Origin of the sequence: Bacillus sp. FSL M8-0063, assembly GCF_038005545.1 — a bacterium.
GTDB lineage: Bacteria > Bacillota > Bacilli > Bacillales > Bacillaceae_G > Bacillus_A > Bacillus_A wiedmannii.
This window is the reverse complement of record NZ_JBBOTJ010000002.1, coordinates 659,979-680,002: the sequence shown is the minus strand read 5'-3', so window position 1 is coordinate 680,002 and position 20,024 is coordinate 659,979. Positions and strand designations below refer to the sequence as shown.

Below are 20,024 nucleotides of genomic sequence, written 5' to 3'. Positions count from 1 at the left end.
CTACCACTTGTGCAAAAACAAATAGTTCATTATCCTTAAGCTATATAATCTCATTCGTTCGGAGGGAACTATGTTACAAAAATTCGGTTTCTCACAATATGAAAGCCAAGCTTATGAAGTTGTCGTATCAAGCAACGAACCACTAGATGCTACAACGATTGTGAAGCACTCTGGTGTTCCAAAAGCAAAAATATATGAAGTGCTAGCACGCCTGATCGATAAAGGGATGGTAATGGATTCTGTTTCAGAAAAGAAAAAGCTGTATACAGCTTTACCACTCAAGCTAGCAATTGAAAAATTAACAACAGAATTCCAATCAAATATTAAAGAATTGGAAACAAATATATCGAAAAAATCATTTACAGATGACCGTGTGTGGAGCTTAAAAATGCAATCTTCTATTCGAGTGCAAAGTAAGGAACTCATCGAAAGTGCAAAAGAATCGATTCGCATTTCAGCTTGGAATGATACTCTTTTAGAATACCTTCCTTCATTAGAAGAAAAAGCAAAACAAGGCGTCAAACTCGAGTCCCTTATAGTTGGACAAGTAGAAACAGACTTAGAAAACATGCATTTTCTAATCCCAACTGAAGAACCTAATGCATTAGAACGCTACTTGCTGCTAATCGTTGACGACCGCGAAATTTTATTTGCTGGTGTAGAGCAAGAGTCATGGCAAGCGATGAAAACAATGTCACAACCTTTCGTAAAGTTCTTTACAGAATTCTTCTATCACGACGTTGCACTTGCAAAAATTACAGAGAAGCATCTGGATCTCTTCATGCAAGATGAGGAAATTAAAAGTTTGTTGCGGAAGTTGCGGTATTAATTGCATACAAAAAAGGAGTCTAGTTCTTCAGCTAGACTCCTTTTTATTTTGCTCCTTTATCTCCATCAACAGCTCAATAATTTTCTCATTTTGCTCCACTTGTTTCTCTGAATTTTGATAGATGACACGAATCCACCCTAATACAAAAACAACTACAACTATCGGCAATAGTGCAAGTATTATACCGAATATCGAGAAATTAAACATCATTTACCCATCACCTCGCTGCATACAACTTTCTCCATATACCTACTAAAACCTGCAATTTTTTACAAATAAAAAAAAGAACCTATCAAACGATAGATTCTTCCTTCGCAAACTGAGCAGAACGTCCTCTCGTAATAGAGAAAATCGCACAAAGCAGCGCTAATATAATAAAGCCGCCTCCTACCCAAGCGTTATATATAACAGATGATTTTTCAATAACAACTCCGCCTACTGTTGAACCGAGTGCAATTCCTAAGTGAAGGGCAGAATTATTTAAACTTTGCTGAATACCAGCTGATTCTGGCGCAATTTCAATTAAATAATTTTGTTGCGCTGGCGAAATAGCCCAGCTCAGCATACTCCAAAGTCCCATCATAATAATGAACAGCGGGAATGAGAATGTCATCATTGGTAATATAAAGATTGCACATGCAAATACAATAATGATGGAAATAATACTTTTCTTCGATCCCCATTTATCAGCAAGCAAGCCCCCAAGACCGCCTCCAAGTACCGCTGCAATTCCGAAAATGAAGTAAAATACACTAATCCAATCCGCTTCCACGTGCATCACATCTTTTAAAAATGGTGTTAAATATGCATATAGTGTTAAATGCCCCGTTAAAAATAAAAATGATGTTAACTGTGCACTTACGATTTTCTTATCTTTTAACGTAGCAATTTGTTCTCTTATTGATAACACTGATGTCGGTGGTACTTTCGTTAAGAATAATGAAATACAAGCGATTGCTATAACTGTTAATACCGAAATTAATACAAATGGTGCACGCCATCCATATGCATTTCCTAGTACAAGTCCAAGTGGTACTCCAAGTACGAGCGATCCACTAATCCCCATGAAAATAATTCCAATTGCACGCGCACGAAAATGCGGTTCTACAACACTAGAAGCAAGTGTTACTGATAGTGCAATAATAAGCGAACCACTCGCTGCACAAACAACCCTTGAAAACATTAACATCCCGTAATTCACACTAAATGCTGAAATAATATTTCCGATTAAAAAAATTGATAATGCCCCAATGTATAATCTTTTTCTTTCAAATTTTCCAGTTACCGCTAATAAAACCGGACCTGATAAAGCAAACACTACTGAAAATATTGTTATAAGCTGACCAGCTGCACTAATAGATACTCCTAAATCATTGGCAACTAGATCGAGCGTTCCTCCTATAATTAGCTCAACCGTTCCGACTACGAAAGCCGCGATAGCTAAAATATACACACGAAAATTCAAGTTTTTCCCCACGCTTTCTTTTTGGTTACTACGACTATAGTAACCAAAAAAGAAATTGAAAACAAGTACAATTTTTTTACAGTAAAAAAACAGGCGTATCATACGCCTGCCTTCTAATTATGAAACACTATTTTTGTTCTTCTTATTTAAATACCAATACACCGGCAGTCCAGTAAAGACAATTCCAATTGATAAGAAACAACTTACCGGATCATTAATAATCGCACTTCCAAGTACAAACAATGATCCTGAAATCGCAACGATTGGTACAATCGGGAATAACGGTACACTGTATGCACGCTCTTTATTCTTGTTACGTTTTCTTAAAATGAAGACACCAATAAACGTCATTACATAGAAAATATAAATAATGAATACGGAAATCTCAGATAGCTTATTCGGATCACTAATAATCATTAAAATAATTCCTAAAATGATTTCAACAGTAATCGCATTTGCTGGTGTTTTAAATCTTGGACTTTCCTTTGCGATAAACTTAGAAAACGGAAGGTGTCCACGCTCTGCCATCGACATCGGAATACGTGGGAACGTTAAAATCTTTCCATTTAAACAACCGAAAATAGAAACGATAATACCGATACTAATGATTTTTCCGCCATATTCTCCAAGTAACATGCCCGCAGCTGTCGCTGTTGCATTCTCTCCAAGGTCTACAATTTTCGCTGCTGGTAATACATTTAATAACGCTAAGTTAATTAGTACGTAAGCAGCCGTTACAATTAAAATCCCAACTGTCATCGCTTTCGGTAATAACTTTGTTGGATTCTTCATTTCTCCGCCAATCGAAGCAAGTAGAATCCAGCCGTCATAAGCAAATAATGTTGCTAAAATTGCCATACCGATACTTTGATTTTCTGATATCGGCACTACTACATTAAAGATATCGCTATTCCCTTTCCAAAAACCTAGTACAACAATTAATACGATCGGAATCATTTTCCCAATTGTCGTGATTGTTTGAACGATACCTCCGTATTTTGTTCCCAGACTATTTACAACGCCAAGGAACACAACTGTTCCAATAGCAATTGGTAAATTCCATACTTTATCTAAATAGAAAAAATTAATCATTAAAGAACTAAAGTACAATCCTAATGTTCCAATAATAGCTGGTCCATAAACAATCGTTTGCATCCAGCCTGATAAATATCCCCAAAAGCTTCCGTAAATCTCCTCTAAATACGTATACAACCCACCATTTTTCGGGATTTGCGCTCCAATTTCAGCTACTGTTAAACCACTGGCTAGCGTCAATAGTCCACCAATTACCCAAGCAAGAATAGCCATATTAGAACTCCCTGAGTAATCTAATACGCTCCCTGGTTTCATAAACACACCAGATCCAATAATCGTTCCTACTACGATAGAAAGTGCTACTGTTAAACCAATTTTGTTCTTCTCATCATGATGCATGCTGCGTATCCTCCTTCCAATTCTAGTGTGATGCAAAAATGAAATAAAAAAACACTCCTCCCTAAAAAAGGGACGAGTGTTGTATTCGTGGTTCCACCCTTGTTTCAATTCGCAAAGTAACACACTTCACCAATTTCTCAAGTCTAAATAACGGTTTTTGCCGGCAAGCAATTACTAGGTATCCGTTCACTGCTGCAGTTCAGAGGTGGTAATCCAGTTTTCCGTATTAGGAAGCTCACAGCCAAAGGCTTCCCTCTCTGAGAATCGTAAAAAATTGATCATGTCCTCATCATCACTTCTTGATGTCGAATTTTGTAGTTATTGTTCATTATATTGAATTGTTAGAAAAAATCAATATATTTTTTTATATAACATAAGAAATATTTCTCTTCTTATATTATAACAGAAGTTACGACACTTCTCTAATTCCCTAAAAATGGTACAATCTATATAGGAGGTGCACCAATAATGATTGCTGTTTTTTGTATCATCGCTACGTTTCTTTCTGTTCTATTCGCTATCATGTACAGGCACAAGTATCCTGGTTATAGCATTTTAGCGGTAGCTATTATACCAGCTGCTGCCTTCTACGTATTAGGTAAATACCAATACACAGAAGTGTTTATCGGTTTTGCAATCTTCTACTGCGTCTTTGGATACATACTAACAATGAAAAAAATTTTATTGAATCATTAAAAGGGACCGATTTCTGCTAACAGAAATCGGTCCTCGCACGTACCTTCCGGTTGCCCACACGAAAGATACGACTTCACTCAATTATTTCTCATCTTTTTTCATAAAAATCTTATGATGCGGAAGATCCACATTCAACGCCTCTAATTGTTTCTTCTCATTTTCTAAAATCGCTTTTGCTTTTGTTTTCGTTGCCTCATCTAATCCCGCAAACATGTTTTCATGCTTCTCTTTCTCTGGAAGTTTCACACCTAGCTTTGTTAATTCTTCTTTTACTTGCTCATGAGTTAATTTCCCGGATTTTTCTTGTTCGAAAATAGACTTTGCTTTTTCTTTTGTTGCTTCATCTAAGTCAGCAAGCATGTCTTTATGCTTACCTTTCTCAGGGAATTTCACACCTAGCTTTGTTAATTCTTCTTTTGCTTGTTCACGTGTTAGTTTGCCGGATTTCTCTTGTTCTAAGATTGATTTCGCTTTTTCTTTTGTTGCTTCATCTAAGTTAGCAAACATATCTCCATGCTTACCCTTTTCCGGAAACTTCACGCCTAGTTTTGTTAATTCTTCTTGCGCTTGTTCACGTGTTAGTTTGCCGGATTTCTCTTGTTCTAAGATTGATTTCGCTTTTTCTTTTGTTGCTTCGTCTAAGTTAGCGAACATATCTTTCCGTTTTTCTTTCTCTGGAAGGTTTACACCTAACTCCTTCAACTGTTTCTTTGTATCGTCCATAATCGTTTTTACTTTTTGTTTTGTAGCGTCATCCAAATCTTTTTTCGCCGTTTTTGTAGACTGCTCAGCTGCTGGAGTATTCGTTGCCGCGAATGCCGGAATACCGACTCCTCCAATGATTCCGAATGATAAAGCACCTGCAATCGCTAAATACCCAACTGTTTTCTTCTTCATAGGAAATTTCCTCCTTCATATTTCTAAAGCATGTACACTATCGTATACAATGCCTATAGTAATGTTGGTTTCTTAACATTTCCTTAACGACTTAACCAAAAAACACCGCTCATCCCGAGCGGTGTTGTTCTAAGCTTTTTGTAATTGTAATTCTTCACGTTCCATTATTCTTCTTAATACAATTGTTTGTGTCATTGTAAATAAATTACCCGTTATCCAGTACAACACAAGTCCTGATGGCGCCGCAAATCCCATAAATAGAATCATTGCCGGCATCATAATTTGCTGCATTTTCAGCATCTGTACTTGTTCTCCAGGTGTAATATTAGATTGGAAAACTTTCATCTGAATAAATGTCGTTAACGCTGCGATAATCGGTAATATATGATAAGGATCTGCATGTCCTAAGTTCACCCATAAAAATGAAGATGTGCGAATCTCTTCTGTTCGGCTAATCGCATAATACAAAGCAGAGAAAATCGGCATTTGTATAAAGATTGGCCAGCAACCAGCAAGTGGATTCCAACCGCCTGATTTCATTAGTTCCGACATTTCCTTTTGATACTGCTTTTGTTTTTCAAGATCTTTACCCACATCACCGTATTTTTGTTTCAGCTTCTGCAGTTCAGGTTGCATTTTCTTCATTTTCGCTTGACTACGATATTGCGAAACAGCTAATGGAATCATGGCTGAACGAATAACGAGCGTCATAATAATGATAGCAATCCCGAAGCTAGCTCCTGGTATATGATGAGCAACAAATTGAATCATATACGAGATTGGATATACGAAATAATGATCCCAAATTCCCGTACTATGTGCATCAATTGGGGCTGCATTACTGCAACCAGATAAAACAAAAACAAGTAATAATGATAAACTAACGAGCACAGCTCGGTATGATTTTAACATGTTCATTCCTCCAATGTTTCGTAATTATTTAGCGAAACATTGGTGTATACGGACCGACCTCGTCATTCTCTTCACTGGATTCTTGTCTGCGCACAGAACGAATCATTCCATATTTATAAAAAATAGAGAAAAGCGATACATTACCAGTACCCTCTTCACACGTATTAACTAGTTTAAAAGCTCTTTGTCTACCGCTTGATGCTTGCTGACGCACAAAGCGAGAAACATTAGCAAGGAAGAAAACTTCTAATAAACAAAGTGCTGTCGTTACAAACGATATATATAGAATTGCATCCTGCAATAAAAATTCCATCGCTTCACATCCTTAATAAGGTCATTTTAGCACATTCCACAAACATTCTCTATTTCCTTTTATCGTCAAAAAAGTATTTTGCATATTTTCTCAAGAAAACTATGCTAAAAAACTAATGTATTCGCTTTCTTTAGTATATTCACACGCATCCTTGTATAGGTTTAATTTGTTAGAAATTTATAAAATTTTTGCATTATAATAAAACTATTGCCAGTTTTTGAAAAAACCTTTATTCTCTTCTTGTAATCAAAAATGAATATGGAGATGAAACATACTATGGGTCAACTAGGAGACGCCGATTACGTTCCCGACACCGCCTTTTTATCCTTCCCAGCAGCTAAAACATTCCACTTAGAATTTATCATACAGTTGGTTGTTATTTTCGTAGCCTCTATTTTGTATGCAATTTCTATGAATATGTTCTTTATCCCGCATAACATGATTAGCGGTGGATTCGCTGGTGTAGGGATGATTATCGGTTATTTAATGCACTACAATATCGGTGCACTTATCTTTTTACTAAACATTCCTCTTCTTATTTTAAGTCACTTTTACTTAGGCAAGAAGACAACCTTTTTAACAGCGTACTTTGTAGCTGTATCATCGTTAGCGATGAACATTATCCCTGTACACCAAGTTTCAGACGATATTTTACTATCTTCTGTATTCGGTGGTGTAATCTGTGGAGCAGCTTCAGGGATCATATTCCGATTTGCTTCTTCAACAGGTGGCTTTGATGTTGTTGGATTGATTGTAGCGAAACATCGAGATATTTCAATTGGAGCAATCATCTTTGGATTCAACTTAATCTTACTTGTTGCAGCAGGATTTATTTTCGGATGGGATATTACGCTTTATACGTTAATTAGCCGGTTTGTAGTCAGCAAAGTTATCGATGCTGTGCATACGAAACATATTAAATTAACGATAATGACAGTTACAGAAAAAGGCGAGGAAATAAAAAGCGCACTATTGCATCACGGCATACGCGGGGTGACAATGGTAGATGCTGTCGGCGGCTATACAAACCATAAGAAAAAAATGATTTACACTGTCGTGACTCGCTATGAGTTAGGCGAAATGAAACGTATTATCCGTCAAGTGGATAACAAAGCATTCATGAACATTACTGAAACAGTTGAAATTGTCGGCCGTTTCAAACGCATATAAAAAAGGTTAATACATGAAAGGGCATAACATATTAGTCATATATAATATGTTATGCCCTTTGTTATGCAACTAACGCACCCTTTAGCATAATAAAATCACGAAGTTTATTACTACAAATCGGAGAATAGCATTCCATATACAAAACTATCTGTCCATTCATTTTTATTCCAAAAATCTTGTATGAAATGGGCTTCCTTTCTCATACCTATTCGTTCACACAATTTTTTTGAAGCAGTATTACGTGCATCAAGGTTAGCTTGTATACGGTGTACATTAAATTCATTAAATAATTTAAATACCAAACTACTTACTGCTTCTGTTGCCAAACCTCTCCCAGCTACTTCATTTGAAAAACTATAACCAATCTCAACAGTATCTTTCATATTTGTGTACCATACGGATAAATCACCAACTACTTTAGCCTTGTATATAACTGCCAAACTTAATATTGATTCTTCAGTAAGTACACTGTTTGCTAGCTTCTTATTAAATTTTTTCTGCATGTCTTCATGAGTCCACTTATTATGTAATAGGAACTTACATGTATCATCATTATTATAAATAGCAAATACATCCTGTAAATCAGTACTCTTAAAAGGTCTAATTATTAATCTTTCTGTTGTGATCTCCAAGTTAGCTCTCCTCCCTTACATTCATGCTACAAAACATTTTTTATAGTATGTAAGCTTCCTTCTTAAATCTCACCTTGATTACATATTTCATCATAATAAATTAAAATCCTTCTTCCACTAAACTGCATTGTTAGTGGTATTTCCTTGCGATTTTTATTTTTTACACTTATTACAAAATCAGATAATTCTATTATTGTGGCCCTAAATGTGTTATAATGAAAGCAGACTCACAAAAAAAGAGTATATAGACTTGGAAGTTTCTCTTATTTTTACAAGCAAAAAGAAACGAGCAGTCAGGTATATTTCAAACACCATACACGTAACGGTTTAAAAAACCGATCATCTTAGTTATTCTTCCATGATCTTTTTATAAAAAGATACGTACAACTAAAATTCACTTCAATATACTATACCTACCTTTTTGACTTCCAAATCATCTTATTACATAAGGAGATGAACATATGAATCAATATATAAGATATACAATAGCTGTCCTGTTTGCTATTATCGGCGGAACAATCTGCTTCTGGACAAACACTCAGCTTGGAGAGAATATCATTTTTAATGGAATCGAAACGCTTGTAAGCGCTTCAATTTTAGGTGGATACATTTACTTCCTCTTCAATCCAGAAGAAAATGCACAAAAAACAATGTTATTAACAATGATCGGAATCGTTGGCGGATGTATTTCCTACTCAATGACTAACTATACATTACCACTTCAATTAAGCTCAGCTTTCTTCCACGGTCTATGGACTTGGTTCATTGCATTCTGCCTAGCAGACGTATTCAACCTTTTACAAGACAATGAAGAAGAAAACGGTCGCCAAATTGAAAGTAACTCGTAAGCTGGAAGAATATCTTCCAGCTTTTTTGTTTGTTATTCTTTCTTGTTCATACCCATTATCAAAATAAAAAGAAGCTACCCTCATGGCAACTTCTTTTCCACATACCCCACTTAGTATTCACTAAAATATATCAACGATTTTTCAAATATATCGATCATTTCTCCACTTATATCGGCGATTTTTTCATTATATCGACGCTTCGACACAACATATCGACTTACCGACATTCAAAGCGTACAATATACCCTATCCCCCAAGCAATTTACTGCCGAACTCTACGATTAAAAAGATAACTAATAGGATCGCGAGTATCTTTAATGCTACATATGCTACTTTAAAAACAGCATAAATGAGCAAGACTATTAAAATAATCGTTAAAATTTCCATCTAGAATTCCTCCAAGCTTTGCTCTTCTAATCTTATTTTACTCGCCCCAGACTTTTTATGGAACGGCAGAAGACGACATAGAAAAAAGAGGATACCTTACCCATCGTAAGATACCCTCTCTTTCAACTGCTCAAACCATTCTCTCTCTAATTGTAAATATCCCAGTTCATTCTTTTCAGCATTCTGTAATTCTTTATCGGCTTTCTTCATATACATACGGGAAGCTTCTAAATCATTCTCTGCATATGTAACAATTGCTTGTGCTCGATAATACCCATGTAGGTCTATTTTTGTAATGGCCTTCCCATGCACCTTCGCTTCTTGCAGAGAAAGACGATCCATCTCATAAAGAGCTTTATATAAAAGATACCAACTGTGAAAACTGCTAACGAAATATTTATTTTCTTTCGTTACAGGGAGCTGGGCAACTTGTTCTATATATGGTATCGCTCTTTCCATTCCCTTTTGATCCGACCGGGCAAGGAAGACAAGCATAAGTCCGCTCATGATCTCTCTTATACTTTTATGTTCTTTTATTTTATCTTCGGTAAGTTTTACTAATCTCTCGTCCCAATCTTTCGGCCTCTTATAACTAAATAACTCACTCGATACTTGAATGTTATATACATGCTGCTTCGCCTTTTCATCATCTTTAATTAAAATAAGAAATTGCATACCATCGCTCATAAGCGTTCCTTTTATCGGTACGATTGTAACCGCAAAAATGATAAAATGGAAAACAGAAAAATATAACAGATATTGATAATAACTTACCATGTATATGTAACCAAAAGTAATACCAAATAGTAAACTTGTTATCGGTCCACCTAAAGTCATCCATGCCCATTTTTTCGAAAGGTTCGGTGTTACTATAGAAGGCGGTATTAACATTGCCACGCCTCCGAAGTACGCCCATAATTTATTTTCTCGAATACGTACTTTCCCCTTCTCTTTTTGAACAGTAATAGGCCCTACTGTCATAAATTTAAATGTCAAACCACCCATTACGCCGAATATGACATGTCCTAACTCATGAATGATTACCACTAACAGAAAAATAGCCAATAATGCCCATATGTTCAGCATTGTTTCTAATTTTCCAGTTCGGATTACTCCGTATAAAATGGACAAAACTAACGCCACCGTCATAGAACCAGCTGGCCTTCTTAAAATATCCACCTTTTTCTCCCCTTAATAAATCATTTTTCTCTGCATCTCGTACATGAATTTTCCGAGATGCAATATCCAAATAAATGAGATTAAGCCAATTAATACAAAATCGATATCACTAGCCGCTGTATATATAACGGCAGCCCACCATACATATGCTAATATTGTATTCGTAAATTCATACGCTTTATATCCAGCTTCATGCACAATGTGCTTTAATCCTTCATCTGCGTTTTTCGTCCACATTTTCATAGATTCCATATATGTTACACCTTGTTCAGGATATAACTTATTATAACGATTTTTTGTTATGAGCCCGATAACCACTACAATAGTCAAACAGACAATAGCAGCTACTAAATTCCACACTGCAAATGACACATTTGTATCCTGCAACAGTGCACGTCTACATGTAATAACTGCATATACAAACCATGCCTGGGTAACTATATCACCTACACGTAAATATATACTTATAATACCTAACTTTCTGCCTTGTACGCTCTCTTCTTCATCGCGTGCCTCCGCTAACATACGTGTATTCTTCCAAGTGTAGTACATCATTAAGATTCCAAAAATAGTACATACACCTATAAATGTATTAGATGATAATTTTCTCGGTTCATCCGAGGGTAAATTTAAAGCTATATAAGATGTTAAAAAGCCACCCATCATACTTAATGCTATTTTCCCCACAAAATCAAATTGTTTTTTTCGTTTACTCTTCATCATCCTCTTCCCCCTCCACTAACGTAAATATTTCCTCCACCGGTACATTGAAAATTTGTGCGATTTTTAACGATAATACGATAGATGGTGCATAATCCCCGCGCTCAATTAAACTAATCGTTTGCCGTGATGATCCTATCGCTTTCCCTAAATCCCCTTGTGATAAACGATACTTTGCTCGCAATTCCCTCACTCGATTTTGAAGCTTCATGTCTTCCCTCTTTTTCATTTATTTAATTAAAATTGTAAATAATATCCTTATCTTTGTCAATTATAATTGTCATTACGACTATAATAATTGACAAAAATAAAGATGTATTATGATGAAAATAACTTATATAATGAATGTGAAATATTAAACAAAGGAGGTTCCATATGAAGAAAACATCTACCTTTTCTTACATTCTTACTAAGCTTACAGCAGCTTTATTATTATTATTACTTATTAGCACGCTTCTCTTAACAACTAGTCAACAAACATTATATAGTTTCTTAGCTGGATTACGAGAACTACTATATGTTCCCTTCGTTCCTATTCTTGCGGCATATGCAATTTTTTGTTCTATTTGCATCGATAAATTGAAATTAAAAACATATACAAGACTGAAGACATTATGCCTTTATATTTTTTGCGGCTATTTATTTTCTCTTCCATTCCTAATATTTAAAGAAGCTAGTCTAATACAGTTCTTGTTTCTCGGATCAATTGGAGCAGTGTGTTCTCTTTTTTTCTACTTATGTGCAGTTATAGCAACAAAATTTAAGTGGATACAATATGTCGTGCCAGGTATTATGCTTATTATATTTATCACAATCAACTTAATCGATCTAGGAAAGATTGGAACATCAAAAGAACAATGGGTCGAAACAAAAACAGAAAACTCTTTCGAAGCATCTTTTCAACATTTTAGTGGTGAACATAAAGTCCCCATTGAACTAAAACGAGGTGACATATTAGAATTTACCATTGAATCACGAGCTGAAAATCCAGATGGCTACATGGGAGCCGTAAAAATGGCTAGTGAGTTTCAAGAGGAAGAAAATTATTTAGCTTCAAACGGTCCTAATACATACCAATTTGCAGCAATTAAGACGGGAACGTATTACATTATAGTTAATGGCAATAAGTTAAAAGGAAAGTTGAGAATAGATTGGAATATAAAATAAAAAGGCAGTGCTTTTGCACTGCCTTCCTAAATTCTGACATAGAATGGATTCCATATTAACTTGCGTTTTGTAACAATACTCGTTTTAACTGTTTGCGGAAACGAACACCTAACGTAATTGCTACGATAACGATAACTCCAACAATGATTTTACCGATATGATCTTCTAGCACTCCAAAGATGTCATGTAAGTTTCCACCTAACCAATAACCACCGATTAAGAAGAATGATACCCAAAATAGAGCACCTGAGTAAATTGTAATTGCAAAACGACGGAATGGTAAGTTAATAATTCCTGCAAAATATCCTGTAAAATGACGTACACCAGGAATAAAGAAGCCGATAAAAATAAGGAAGTATCCATACTTATCAAACCACATTCTTGTTAAGTCGATTTTTCTTTGTGTTAAAAATACGTATTTCCCATACTTTTGAACAAAGGGCATACCTAATTTATTTCCTAAAAAGTATTGAATTGTCATTCCTACACTTGTCCCAATAAAGGATAAGATAATTAAAATCGGTAAACTTAAATCGCCCTTCTGTGCTAAAAACCCCGCATATGCTAACGTTGGCTCTCCCGGAAACGGAAGTGCAATATATTCTAACAGCAAACCAACAAGTACAACATAGTACCCGTACTGCTGAAATAATTCATGAACCCACTCCATGTCATCTCTCCTTTCAATCACGTACAACTTCTTACTATTATTGTATAAAAAAATTGTCGAAATAACTATCACAATAGCTTACATTTTTATTACATTTTTGTAAGGCTCACACTAAAGTTTTCTGTTCTTTATTTACTTCTATGTACGTTCATTTAAAAACAACTTAACAAATATATACCGTGAGAAACCTGGCCTTAATATACATTTTTCATCCATTTTTTAACACTTAAAAATCACCTTATTTCGTTCTCAATAAAAAACCACTACAAACTCATACTAACTTCATATTAGCTTCATATACGTATTGTAAGATTATAGCGGAATTTGTTGAAAAATTTAACTAATATATTACTAATCATTAAATTGAATAAATATAAGTCGCTTTTCGAAATTAAAAAAAGGGTGAATAAGAAATGGAAGCTTATAAAATGCACGATTTTATTAATACAAATGTTGAATCTCACCAAAATGAAACCGTTTTTAATTTACACATATGTGAAACAAGTGAATTTGACGTAAGTTTAACAAAATCTACAACACTGTCTTTTATCGTTTCAAAAAAGAACATTAAGATTGTTACGAAAAAATGGATTAATTCAAATCAAGAAAGCATGATTGGTAAAAGTTACATCATTCCAACGAAAGCTTTCCACTACTTCTTACCAATTATTTCTGAAACTGAAGATGAGCTAAATATTCAAGTTCAAAGTTTTGGACTGCATGGTGAACTTTTACTAAATGAAAGATTACTTATTGATAAAAACAACAAACAAAATCCAAAGATTACTACCTTCTTTGAAACATTAGATGAAAATGTAAATAAAGTATTACGAGGATTGCAAATTCATTGTATGTAAGACTATTACAATAGTAAAAAGGAGAATATAATGAAAAAACTATTATTAAGCGCACTATTATCATTAGGATTTTTAACTATTCCATTCACAAATGCTGAGGCAGCTACAACGAACGATCAACTGATTGTAAACACGCAGTTAAATAAAATGGATTATTATCAAAATGGAAAATTTATAAAGAGTTTTACTGTCGCTACTGGAAAAGCAGCTACTCCTACACCTAAAGGTACTTTTCAAATCGTAAATAAAATTAAAAATCGTCCTTATTATACAGGCAAAATTAAAGGCGGCGATCCACGTAATCCACTGGGTGACCGTTGGCTCGGACTAAACATGGCAGGAACTTACGGAACAACTTATGCGATTCATGGTACGAACAATAATCAGGCAATTGGCAAATGGACAACACTAGGTTGCATTCGTATGTATAACAATGATATACACTGGTTATTTGAGCGTATTCCCCAGCAGGCTACTGTCACTGTAAAATAACCTAACAACACGATTTACGTGTAGCCAAGAATTTTATATCTTGGCTTATTTTATTTCTTCATTTACAGTAGCAAAACAACTGTATTTACATATATAATAGGGATAGATTGTATTAAGTAACATCTAAACATTGATAAACATGGATATTAAAATTATACAGTTATAATATTTTATAAATTTTACAATACATACTATAATAGAATTACTGTAATTCTTAAATATTCAGTTTCACTAAAACAACTCCCCTTGCTACTTTCATGATTATTTTATGGCGGGGGCTTATTATATGTATAAACAATCTGAGTCATCGGAAAAATGATGAATTCGAATATTGCAGTAAAAAGCGTTATTTAGGAGGTGTTACTATGACGCATATACTGGTGATTGAAGACAACCCAGATATACAAGAACTAATTCGTGAATTTCTAATGGCACAAAACTTTACCGTTGATGTCGTTGGCGCTGGAACAGAAGGTATACTTCTTTTCCAAAAAAATTCATACGATCTTGTCCTCCTTGATGTGATGTTACCAGATATAGATGGCTATAGTATTTGTAAAATTATGCGAGGACAATCTGATGTACCGATTATTATGTTAACAGGCTTACATAATGAAGAAAGTGAAATTAAAGGATTTGAATTAGGTATTGATGACTATATTACGAAACCGTTTCATTACACCGTATTTATTAAACGTGTAGAAGCTGTATTAAGAAGGGCAGCAACGAAGGAAGCAGAAACCGCAACTATACTACAATTCCGTGAATTGATGTTAAATTCTACAGCATATGCCGCTTATGTTCATGGTAATCAAATTGAATTAACAACAAAGGAATTTGAAATTATTTATACTTTACTGCAAAATCGGGGAAAAGTATTATCAAGAAGTGATTTGCTGAATAAGGTATGGGGCTATGAACATTATGGTGATGTAAGAGTTATAGATACACATATTAAAAACTTAAGAAAAAAATTAGGGATTCCTTATATTAAAACGGTGAAAGGCATTGGCTACAAAATCGAATCGTAGCACAGACAACATCACCAAAAATATTTTCATCAAAACCTTATTATTTTGTATTCTTTTATCACTTTGTCTTTATCAAATTATTTACTTCCTAGCTTCAAACTACGATAAAGAACGTTTTGCAAAAGAAAATGGAGCGCTGTCTACAGAACAAGCGGATTCAGACAAACAAAACGACCAAAGTAAAACGAATCAAAATAAAGCTGTATCACAGGGAGACATTTTTAATTTCCAATCTTCTATTATAGATTATAAATCACTCTCTACAGCTATCAATCATCTTTTGCAGCCTAGCCAAACTGCAAAAGCAAAAGAACATACACAAAGTAGTACGGGGAAAAATAGCACTTCTGCTCCACTTACAGAGATGGAAAAGCAAGTCGCTACTAATGATGCCTTACATAAACAAAATGCAGCAAGTAAAACAAATGATGCACAAGATAATCCAAAATTAACAGATGTACTGCAGCAATTAGCTCCACATATTGGCGCGACAATGCTTGCATTATCTTTACTCGGATCTTTAATTTATACAAAACTAATTGCCAAACCTTTTCAATTTATGAGCGATGCTTTAAAAGATATTATGAATCTTGATTTCTCAGATAAAAAGCTACTTAACAAAAATACAGACCAAACTGATTTTAATTTACAAGTAGCTGCTTCACAGGTCCCAAATATCGTGAAGAATTTACATGCAAGCAATCAAGATTTAAGAAACGAGCTCAAGAGAGAACAACAATTAGAACAATCTCGTAAAGAATTTATGTCTATGGTATCCCATGAATTAAAAACACCAATCGCAGCCGTTATGGGACAACTAGATGGCATGATTCACGGAATTGGAGCTTATAAAGATAGAGATAAATATTTAAAACGTTCCTATGAAATGATGCAAGATATTAACATATTAACGGAAAAAATGTCGGAATTATCCAAAATACAAAACCCTCAATTTAAACCTGATTTAAAAGTTATCTCATTAACTACTATTATTGAGGATGTTATGAAGAAAGTAGATTACTTTGTATCTGTAAAGCAATTAAATGTTCAATCTAACATTAAGCAAGATGTACAAATTTTAGCTGACCCTAAATTTATTCAAACTGCTATTTTTAACATTATTTCAAATGCAATTCATTACACAATTGACCATCAGCATGTATATATAAAGCTTTATGAAAAGCCAAACGGTTACGCATTAGAAGTACTAAATACAGGTTCACAAATAGATGAAGATAAACTCGCCCATTTATTTGAACCATTCTATCGCGCAAACCCTGACAAACACGGCTTAGTACAAGGTAGTGGTCTTGGGTTATACATTGTAAAACAAATACTAGATAAGCATCAGTTTCCTTATGGGATACAAAACACACCTCAAGGTGTAAAATGCTCCATTGTATTTCCAAAAGCAATGTAAAAACCTACTACAATTTCATACCCCAAATTCATACTTCGTATGAGTGGCGGAATTTTGTAGAGTGTCTTACTCTGTTTCGTTCGCCCGTTGTCCTTATTTGGATAGCGGGCGTTTTTTATTATTTAAAAGGAGGATTTTCATGGAGAAATTTAAGTATTCATTACTTGTTTTATTCGGAGCTTGTAGCTACGGCGTACTTTCAACGATTTTCAAACTCGGATTCATTGATGGATTTTCAGCACATCAACTATTAGGAGGACAATATGTCTTCGGATGGATTGGGCTTCTTCTGCTCGTTCTTTTCGTTTCACGTCATAAAGTAACAAAAAAGCAATTCTTTTCCTTACTAACAGTTGGCACAACAATGAGTATGACTGGTATCTTCTACGCTATTTCTGTAGAAGAACTACCAGCATCTATCGCTGTTGTCCTACTCTTCCAGTTCACATGGATTGGTGTAGTTATAGAAGCAATCGCTAATCGAACATTACCAAGCCGTGAGAAAGTTATATCTATCATTATTTTATTTACTGGAACATTGTTTGCAGGCGGTGTCTTTGAAGGTCTCGGACAAAACTTTTCCACGAAAGGTATTATCTTTGGTCTATTAGCCGCTGTCTCTTTTTCATTCTATGTTTTTGCAAGCGGGCGTGTTGCTACAGAAGTTCCGCCTTATACGAAAAGCTTTCTTATGACAACAAGTGCTACTCTTATCGTATGCCTATTCTTCCCGCCAACCTTTTTAACGGATGGTGCCCTGCAAGCCGGTCTTTGGAAATACGCTTTCTTCCTCGGATTGTTCGGCGTTGTCGTACCTGTCATTTGTTTTTCAATTGGTGTACCGAAAGTAGGAACAGGACTTAGTACAATACTAGGAGCAGCTGAATTACCAACGGCCATTATCGCTTCTATTACACTTGTACATGAAGTCGTAACCTTCATGCAGTGGATTGGGATACTCTTTATACTACTTGGCATTTTTATTCCTCAGATGCTTACGGCTAGGAAAGAAAAGAAACATAGTAGCGTGCATAGTGCGTAACAAAAGACCTTTCATTGATTTGAAAGGTCTTTTTCTCTATCTCACTTTACTGCTCCATATAGCTTTTCTATCTCATGCTCGATTTGTTTTACATCAATTCGTTCAAATAGTGGTTGCACACTATCAATTCTATTCGGCAACGTATTTTGAGGCTCCCAATTTCGGTTCACAATCGATAACGTGTTTCTAACTCTTTCACTTGAAAATGGTAAAAACGGTTCAAGGAGATTTGCAAAATTAGCGATAAGATACACACAGTTATAAATCGTTTCTTCGCATGAAACTGGATCATCTTCCCTTTGTTTCCAAGGCTGCCTCTCATCAAAGTATTTATTTGCAAAACGTACGGCATCGAATATTGTTTCTAGCGCCACCTTAAATGTAGTTTGCTCAATCAACTCTCCTACATTTTTATATAATCCTTCTACTTTATCTTTCAGTTCTACATCAATACTTCCCTGCGGCACAATGCCATCATAATATTTTTCAATAAACTTTAATGTCCGGTTCACAAAGTTCCCGTATGCACCTAACAATTCACTATTATGACTGTAAATGAATTCACGCCATGAAAAATCAGTATCACGATTTTCTGGTGCATTTACTGTTAAAAAGTAACGAATAGAATCTGGATTGTAGCGTTCTAATATGTCAGGCACCCATACTGCCCAGTTTTTACTTGTAGATAACTTTCTTTTTTCAACTGTTAAATATTCATTTGAAACGATATGACGAGGAATTGCTCCTTCTCCTATTCCAAGCAATACTGCTGGCCAAATGATGGAATGAAACGGAATATTATCCTTTCCGTGCACATAATATGTTTTCGCTTCTTTATCCCAAAACTCTTGATCATCTTTCCCTGTTTCTTCAGCCCAATGTTTACTCGCCGAATAATATCCTGTCACTGCTTCAATCCATACGTAAATTTTCTTATCTTCATACCCTTCTACTGGAATTGGTACCCCGATTGGTAAATCACGTGATACGGCCCTATCTAGTAATCCTTCCTTTACATATCTCTCTGTTAGCTGAATCGCATTGTCACGCCATGTTCCTTCTTGTTTTGCGATTTCTACTGCCTCTTTAATTTGCTGCTGAAATGTATGCAATGCAAAATAAAAATGCTCTGTTTCCTGTACGGATGGCGTACTACCGCATAACTTACATTTCTTTTCTAACAAATCGAGTGGATCTAAAATAGCTGAACACGCATCACATTGATCTCCTCTTGCTGCTTCATGGCAATGTGGACAAATGCCTTCTACATAACGATCAGGTAAAAACTGCGTACACGTTTCACAATACGCTTGTTCCACTGTTTTTTTATAAATATAGCCTTCTTCCAATAAACGTAAAAAGACATTTTGCACAGTTTCATGATGGTGCTCACTATCTGTACGTGTATAGCAATCATACGTAAAACCAAGGCTACGAAAACATCGCTGGAACTCTTCATGATACTTATCAGCAATTTCCTTCGCCGTCACACCTTCTTGTTTTGCCCTAATTGCAATCGGTGTTCCATTACAGTCACTTCCCGAAACATACAACACATTCTCACCTTTTGCCCGGTAATAACGTGCTAAAATATCTCCAGGTAACAAACTCGCAATATGTCCAAGATGTAACGAACCATTTGCATACGGCCAAGCGCCTCCAATAAAAATACTCATCTTACATTCCTCCTTTTAAATATAAAAAAGCCCCGCCCTTATCTTAAAAAGATAAGGGCGGGGCTGTATAAACAGTCGCGGTACCACCTTATTTCGCCAATTACTCACATAATTAGCCTTAACAAGTACGGAGCTATATGCTCTTATACTGTGGTTTTGATAACGAGTACCAACTCTCGTCGCCGCC

General features: G+C 35.2%; 23 protein-coding genes and 2 other annotated features (1 of these 25 only partly in view). Of the genes, 10 read left to right on the top strand and 13 right to left on the bottom strand.

The features are described from left to right. Window positions 1-70 precede the first annotated feature (70 nt). Entirely contained in the window at window positions 71-829 is a 759-nt protein-coding gene (locus MKX31_RS25930) for a TrmB family transcriptional regulator (RefSeq protein WP_097817422.1), read from the top strand. 27 nt (window positions 830-856) lie between these two features. On the opposite strand, the gene MKX31_RS25925 is transcribed toward MKX31_RS25930, so the two are convergent. The 3 genes from MKX31_RS25925 to MKX31_RS25915 form a co-directional block, all read right to left on the bottom strand. Further along, a complete protein-coding gene (locus MKX31_RS25925; RefSeq protein ID WP_340981691.1) occupies window positions 857-1,039 on the bottom strand; it encodes a hypothetical protein in 183 nt (60 codons plus the stop codon). A gap of 82 nt (window positions 1,040-1,121) precedes the next feature. Beyond that, window positions 1,122-2,306, bottom strand: coding sequence for an MFS transporter (locus tag MKX31_RS25920; RefSeq protein WP_098103575.1), 1,185 nt, complete (start codon window positions 2,304-2,306; stop codon window positions 1,122-1,124). Between the two features lie 105 nt (window positions 2,307-2,411). Then, the gene (locus tag MKX31_RS25915) at window positions 2,412-3,728 is read right to left on the bottom strand and encodes an APC family permease (protein ID WP_098103571.1); all 1,317 of its coding nucleotides are present in this window, start codon (window positions 3,726-3,728) and stop codon (window positions 2,412-2,414) included. 65 nt (window positions 3,729-3,793) lie between these two features. Further along, window positions 3,794-4,030, bottom strand: a binding site (T-box leader). Window positions 4,031-4,196: 166 nt separating this feature from the next. Between MKX31_RS25915 and MKX31_RS25910 the strand changes: the two genes are divergently transcribed. Beyond that, on the top strand, window positions 4,197-4,424 hold the full coding sequence (locus tag MKX31_RS25910; protein ID WP_064476261.1) for a hypothetical protein: 228 nt from the start codon (window positions 4,197-4,199) through the stop codon (window positions 4,422-4,424). An 81-nt stretch (window positions 4,425-4,505) separates the two neighbouring features. Here MKX31_RS25910 and MKX31_RS25905 read toward each other — a convergent pair whose 3' ends face one another. The 3 genes from MKX31_RS25905 to MKX31_RS25895 all read right to left on the bottom strand — a co-directional run bounded on the left by MKX31_RS25905 (window position 4,506) and on the right by MKX31_RS25895 (window position 6,546). Next, window positions 4,506-5,321, bottom strand: a complete 816-nt coding sequence (locus tag MKX31_RS25905; protein WP_088047830.1) for a hypothetical protein — start codon at window positions 5,319-5,321, stop codon at window positions 4,506-4,508. 129 nt (window positions 5,322-5,450) lie between these two features. Next, window positions 5,451-6,233 (bottom strand): membrane protein insertase YidC, encoded by a 783-nt coding sequence (gene yidC / locus MKX31_RS25900; RefSeq protein ID WP_064476259.1) that lies wholly within the window; start codon window positions 6,231-6,233, stop codon window positions 5,451-5,453. 28 nt (window positions 6,234-6,261) lie between these two features. Next, complete coding sequence (locus MKX31_RS25895) at window positions 6,262-6,546, bottom strand: hypothetical protein (protein ID WP_000394931.1); 285 nt, start codon at window positions 6,544-6,546, stop codon at window positions 6,262-6,264. 276 nt (window positions 6,547-6,822) lie between these two features. On the opposite strand from MKX31_RS25895, the gene MKX31_RS25890 reads away from it, so the two are divergent. Next, a complete protein-coding gene (locus MKX31_RS25890; protein WP_000530035.1) occupies window positions 6,823-7,716 on the top strand; it encodes a YitT family protein in 894 nt (297 codons plus the stop codon). Window positions 7,717-7,826: 110 nt separating this feature from the next. Here the strand turns inward: MKX31_RS25890 and MKX31_RS25885 are convergent, their stop codons facing one another. Beyond that, window positions 7,827-8,348, bottom strand: coding sequence for a GNAT family N-acetyltransferase (locus MKX31_RS25885; protein WP_064476258.1), 522 nt, complete (start codon window positions 8,346-8,348; stop codon window positions 7,827-7,829). A 461-nt stretch (window positions 8,349-8,809) separates the two neighbouring features. On the opposite strand from MKX31_RS25885, the gene MKX31_RS25880 reads away from it, so the two are divergent. Next, the gene (locus MKX31_RS25880) at window positions 8,810-9,196 is read left to right on the top strand and encodes a DUF3938 domain-containing protein (protein WP_001077775.1); all 387 of its coding nucleotides are present in this window, start codon (window positions 8,810-8,812) and stop codon (window positions 9,194-9,196) included. A gap of 246 nt (window positions 9,197-9,442) precedes the next feature. Here MKX31_RS25880 and MKX31_RS25875 read toward each other — a convergent pair whose 3' ends face one another. The 4 genes from MKX31_RS25875 to MKX31_RS25860 form a co-directional block, all read right to left on the bottom strand. Next, window positions 9,443-9,583 (bottom strand): DUF3985 family protein, encoded by a 141-nt coding sequence (locus tag MKX31_RS25875; RefSeq protein ID WP_000404783.1) that lies wholly within the window; start codon window positions 9,581-9,583, stop codon window positions 9,443-9,445. Window positions 9,584-9,679: 96 nt separating this feature from the next. After that, window positions 9,680-10,732, bottom strand: a complete 1,053-nt coding sequence (locus MKX31_RS25870) for a site-2 protease family protein (RefSeq protein ID WP_064476333.1) — start codon at window positions 10,730-10,732, stop codon at window positions 9,680-9,682. A gap of 42 nt (window positions 10,733-10,774) precedes the next feature. After that, complete coding sequence (locus MKX31_RS25865) at window positions 10,775-11,482, bottom strand: DUF3169 family protein (RefSeq protein ID WP_142289384.1); 708 nt, start codon at window positions 11,480-11,482, stop codon at window positions 10,775-10,777. After that, the gene (locus MKX31_RS25860; protein WP_088047828.1) at window positions 11,472-11,693 is read right to left on the bottom strand and encodes a helix-turn-helix transcriptional regulator; all 222 of its coding nucleotides are present in this window, start codon (window positions 11,691-11,693) and stop codon (window positions 11,472-11,474) included. The genes MKX31_RS25865 and MKX31_RS25860 overlap by 11 nt, the downstream gene beginning before the upstream one ends. A gap of 164 nt (window positions 11,694-11,857) precedes the next feature. Here MKX31_RS25860 and MKX31_RS25855 point away from each other — a divergent pair, with 164 nt between their 5' ends. Further along, the gene (locus tag MKX31_RS25855) at window positions 11,858-12,649 is read left to right on the top strand and encodes a hypothetical protein (protein WP_149173747.1); all 792 of its coding nucleotides are present in this window, start codon (window positions 11,858-11,860) and stop codon (window positions 12,647-12,649) included. Window positions 12,650-12,704: 55 nt separating this feature from the next. On the opposite strand, the gene MKX31_RS25850 is transcribed toward MKX31_RS25855, so the two are convergent. After that, the gene (locus MKX31_RS25850) at window positions 12,705-13,319 is read right to left on the bottom strand and encodes a DedA family protein (RefSeq protein WP_088047827.1); all 615 of its coding nucleotides are present in this window, start codon (window positions 13,317-13,319) and stop codon (window positions 12,705-12,707) included. Window positions 13,320-13,732: 413 nt separating this feature from the next. On the opposite strand from MKX31_RS25850, the gene MKX31_RS25845 reads away from it, so the two are divergent. The 5 genes from MKX31_RS25845 (at window position 13,733) to MKX31_RS25825 (ending at window position 18,161) form a co-directional block, all read left to right on the top strand. Then, window positions 13,733-14,176 (top strand): DUF3978 family protein, encoded by a 444-nt coding sequence (locus MKX31_RS25845; RefSeq protein ID WP_000388758.1) that lies wholly within the window; start codon window positions 13,733-13,735, stop codon window positions 14,174-14,176. Window positions 14,177-14,206: 30 nt separating this feature from the next. Next, a complete protein-coding gene (locus MKX31_RS25840) occupies window positions 14,207-14,668 on the top strand; it encodes a L,D-transpeptidase (RefSeq protein WP_000735052.1) in 462 nt (153 codons plus the stop codon). Window positions 14,669-15,033: 365 nt separating this feature from the next. Continuing rightward, entirely contained in the window at window positions 15,034-15,699 is a 666-nt protein-coding gene (locus MKX31_RS25835; RefSeq protein WP_000148838.1) for a response regulator transcription factor, read from the top strand. Further along, entirely contained in the window at window positions 15,677-17,119 is a 1,443-nt protein-coding gene (locus MKX31_RS25830) for a sensor histidine kinase (protein WP_000201984.1), read from the top strand. Before MKX31_RS25835 ends, MKX31_RS25830 begins: the two co-directional genes overlap by 23 nt. A gap of 139 nt (window positions 17,120-17,258) precedes the next feature. Then, complete coding sequence (locus tag MKX31_RS25825) at window positions 17,259-18,161, top strand: EamA family transporter (RefSeq protein ID WP_064476256.1); 903 nt, start codon at window positions 17,259-17,261, stop codon at window positions 18,159-18,161. Between the two features lie 41 nt (window positions 18,162-18,202). Here MKX31_RS25825 and metG read toward each other — a convergent pair whose 3' ends face one another. Beyond that, on the bottom strand, window positions 18,203-19,837 hold the full coding sequence (metG, locus tag MKX31_RS25820; RefSeq protein ID WP_064476255.1) for a methionine--tRNA ligase: 1,635 nt from the start codon (window positions 19,835-19,837) through the stop codon (window positions 18,203-18,205). Window positions 19,838-19,887: 50 nt separating this feature from the next. Continuing rightward, window positions 19,888-20,024, bottom strand: a binding site (T-box leader) (it continues 134 nt past the right edge of the window).

What these genes read in the sequence shown, in the direction of transcription:
- MKX31_RS25840 (WP_000735052.1), top strand. Translation starts at nt 14,207, where the DNA reads ATGAAAAAACTATTATTAAGCGCACTATTATCATTAGGATTTTTAACT.
- MKX31_RS25860 (WP_088047828.1), bottom strand. Translation starts at nt 11,693, where the DNA reads ATGAAGCTTCAAAATCGAGTGAGGGAATTGCGAGCAAAGTATCGTTTA.
- MKX31_RS25870 (WP_064476333.1), bottom strand. Translation starts at nt 10,732, where the DNA reads ATGACGGTGGCGTTAGTTTTGTCCATTTTATACGGAGTAATCCGAACT.
- MKX31_RS25855 (WP_149173747.1), top strand. Translation starts at nt 11,858, where the DNA reads ATGAAGAAAACATCTACCTTTTCTTACATTCTTACTAAGCTTACAGCA.
- MKX31_RS25825 (WP_064476256.1), top strand. Translation starts at nt 17,259, where the DNA reads ATGGAGAAATTTAAGTATTCATTACTTGTTTTATTCGGAGCTTGTAGC.
- MKX31_RS25835 (WP_000148838.1), top strand. Translation starts at nt 15,034, where the DNA reads ATGACGCATATACTGGTGATTGAAGACAACCCAGATATACAAGAACTA.
- MKX31_RS25890 (WP_000530035.1), top strand. Translation starts at nt 6,823, where the DNA reads ATGGGTCAACTAGGAGACGCCGATTACGTTCCCGACACCGCCTTTTTA.
- MKX31_RS25875 (WP_000404783.1), bottom strand. Translation starts at nt 9,583, where the DNA reads ATGGAAATTTTAACGATTATTTTAATAGTCTTGCTCATTTATGCTGTT.
- yidC (WP_064476259.1), bottom strand. Translation starts at nt 6,233, where the DNA reads ATGTTAAAATCATACCGAGCTGTGCTCGTTAGTTTATCATTATTACTT.
- MKX31_RS25905 (WP_088047830.1), bottom strand. Translation starts at nt 5,321, where the DNA reads ATGAAGAAGAAAACAGTTGGGTATTTAGCGATTGCAGGTGCTTTATCA.
- metG (WP_064476255.1), bottom strand. Translation starts at nt 19,837, where the DNA reads ATGAGTATTTTTATTGGAGGCGCTTGGCCGTATGCAAATGGTTCGTTA.
- MKX31_RS25925 (WP_340981691.1), bottom strand. Translation starts at nt 1,039, where the DNA reads ATGATGTTTAATTTCTCGATATTCGGTATAATACTTGCACTATTGCCG.
- MKX31_RS25850 (WP_088047827.1), bottom strand. Translation starts at nt 13,319, where the DNA reads ATGGAGTGGGTTCATGAATTATTTCAGCAGTACGGGTACTATGTTGTA.
- MKX31_RS25915 (WP_098103571.1), bottom strand. Translation starts at nt 3,728, where the DNA reads ATGCATCATGATGAGAAGAACAAAATTGGTTTAACAGTAGCACTTTCT.
- MKX31_RS25865 (WP_142289384.1), bottom strand. Translation starts at nt 11,482, where the DNA reads ATGAAGAGTAAACGAAAAAAACAATTTGATTTTGTGGGGAAAATAGCA.
- MKX31_RS25845 (WP_000388758.1), top strand. Translation starts at nt 13,733, where the DNA reads ATGGAAGCTTATAAAATGCACGATTTTATTAATACAAATGTTGAATCT.
- MKX31_RS25910 (WP_064476261.1), top strand. Translation starts at nt 4,197, where the DNA reads ATGATTGCTGTTTTTTGTATCATCGCTACGTTTCTTTCTGTTCTATTC.
- MKX31_RS25930 (WP_097817422.1), top strand. Translation starts at nt 71, where the DNA reads ATGTTACAAAAATTCGGTTTCTCACAATATGAAAGCCAAGCTTATGAA.
- MKX31_RS25880 (WP_001077775.1), top strand. Translation starts at nt 8,810, where the DNA reads ATGAATCAATATATAAGATATACAATAGCTGTCCTGTTTGCTATTATC.
- MKX31_RS25895 (WP_000394931.1), bottom strand. Translation starts at nt 6,546, where the DNA reads ATGGAATTTTTATTGCAGGATGCAATTCTATATATATCGTTTGTAACG.